The organism is Thermogutta sp., from assembly GCF_014359955.1.
Classification (GTDB): domain Bacteria; phylum Planctomycetota; class Planctomycetia; order Pirellulales; family Thermoguttaceae; genus Thermogutta.
Window position 1 is genome coordinate 1 of the sequence record NZ_JACIYL010000779.1, and the last position, 2,041, is coordinate 2,041.

General features: G+C 57.3%; 3 protein-coding genes. 2 read left to right on the plus strand and 1 reads right to left on the minus strand.

The annotated features are described in order from the left end of the window. Together H5U08_RS16885 and H5U08_RS16890 are read left to right on the plus strand one after the other, a co-directional pair. Positions 1 to 343, plus strand: a 343-nt coding sequence (locus tag H5U08_RS16885) for an ATP-binding cassette domain-containing protein (protein ID WP_297035748.1), incomplete at its 5' end; no start/stop codon positions are given. Positions 344 to 663: 320 nt separating this feature from the next. Next, positions 664 to 963, plus strand: a complete 300-nt coding sequence (locus tag H5U08_RS16890) for a hypothetical protein (RefSeq protein WP_297035751.1) — start codon at positions 664 to 666, stop codon at positions 961 to 963. Positions 964 to 1,155: 192 nt separating this feature from the next. On the opposite strand, the gene H5U08_RS16895 is transcribed toward H5U08_RS16890, so the two are convergent. Beyond that, on the minus strand, positions 1,156 to 2,041 hold an 886-nt coding region (locus H5U08_RS16895), incomplete at its 5' end, for a DegT/DnrJ/EryC1/StrS family aminotransferase (RefSeq protein WP_297035754.1).

Genomic DNA, 2,041 nt, shown 5'->3' on the forward strand with positions numbered 1-2,041 from the left:
GGACCATCTCAATCAAAATGCTCTTCAGCTTTCCGGCGGACAGCAGCAACGTTTGTGCATCGCCCGAGCACTGGCAGGCAGCCCGGAAGTGCTGCTACTTGATGAGCCCTGTTCGGCCCTTGATCCTATTGCGACGAATAAGATCGAAGATCTCATCCGAGAACTCGCTGGGGAATATACCGTCGTCATCGTGACCCACAATATGCAGCAGGCTGCCCGAGTGAGTGATTACACGGCTCTGCTCTATTTGGGTCGTCTGATCGAATACGGCCCGACTCCCAATATTTTCAGCGCCCCACGGTTGCCGGAAACGGAAGCCTATGTGACAGGACGCTTTGGATAAGGTTCGTCCCCATCGGAAGGAAATCCTTCAGAAGGGCACGCTCGTCGTGCCTGCCGAAATCCAAAGGGTGGTTTAAGGTTGGAAAGCGGACCTGACAAGCAGCTCCATCCAAAAGCGAACCTGAGAGGCAGGTCCCTCGGGGGATGGAATCTCGCTCCCCGGCGAACTCCTGTGAAGGTTTGCCTTGTTGTCGCCAGAGAAAAACCGGGGATGAGTCAACCAGACGCCAAATTGGCAAAACCGCCGTGCCGGTCTACAATCGAAAGAGGCGGTTCTTGCGCGAAACACTGACCAGTAGGCAGATAAAAAAAGGAGCAAGCGTGATGGGCTTGTGGCTGGCGATTTTGAACCTAGGAGAAGCCTTGCTCATCGCTGAGGAAGCGAGCGGGGGAGGCAGCCCGGCGTGGGCACCAGGATATCTTGTGGTCATCCTGGCCACGCTCTTTGTCATGATGATCGCTCTGGCCCCCAGCCGCAGGTCAGATAAAGTCAAGGGAATTGAGTTTAAGGGCACGTCCTGGGGTAAAGTCGTCACTTCAGAGACGGAAAAGAAGAAAGGGCCGGAAGGGCCTCCCCCCGGCGTCTTTGCTCCTGCTCAGATGGCGAAAAAGCGCGGGTGAGCTCGTCGGGTCTCCTCGCCGTCCCTGCCGAACGGGCCCTCGCGCCCGTGCCCCGGTGGTTGCCGTTCGAATTCATCCTGAATTGGGCTCCGCACCTGCGGTCTGCCGACCTGCGTCGGATAGTTGGCCGCACACAGCGGGAGTGCAGTTAGAGGCATCCGGCTGCCGTGGGAAGAGATCTCGAGCTGGCCGTTACCGGCGTTCCACGTGTGTTTCCGTCGTCGGTTGAGATGTTCTTTCCAGAAATTTGGGCGGCCCAATCCGGAAAGTATGCGATTGTGCCCCCAGAAACTCAGCGATCGCACCAACCACTGTCTGCTGTTCTTCTTCGGTGAGATACGGGAAAATGGGAAGCGCCAGCACCTCTCGGCTGGCCAGAAACGTCTCAGGCAAGTCGGTGGGAGCGTAACCCAGGAATTGAAAGCACTCCTGCTCGTGCAGGCCAAGCGGATAATAGATTTCCGTACCTATTCCTCGTTCCTGGAGATACCGGCGAAGGGCGTCCCGCCGTCCGTTGCGTATCCGAATGACGTACTGATTCCACACGTGGCGGCCTTCTACGGTCATTTCCGGCAAAACAATGTGCCGTTCCAAACCGGCTTCCCGAAAGAGGGAGGTGTAGCGTTGTGCGATTTCCTGGCGACGGGCCACCCACTCTTCCAAATGACGGAACTTGACCGCCAGGACCGCCGCCTGAAACGCGTCCATCCGGCTGTTGATACCGATCATGCGATGATAATAGCGGGGATGCATTCCATGAACACGGAGAATGCGAAGTTGGTCGTTGAGCTGGCTGTCGTTGGTAGTCAACATTCCTCCGTCTCCCATCCCGCCCAAATTCTTGGTGGGATAGAAGCTGAGGCAGCCCATCCGGCCCAGCGAACCGACGCGTTTTCCGCTATACTCCGCACCGATCGACTGGGCAGCATCCTCGACGACGGTCACGCCGAAGCGTTCCGCCAGTTCCAAAATCGGCGCCATGTCGGCCGCCTGACCGAAAAGATGAACGGGGATGATGGCTTTGGTGTTCTTCCTGATCAATCGCGCCACATGCTCAGGCGATATGTTGTACGATCGC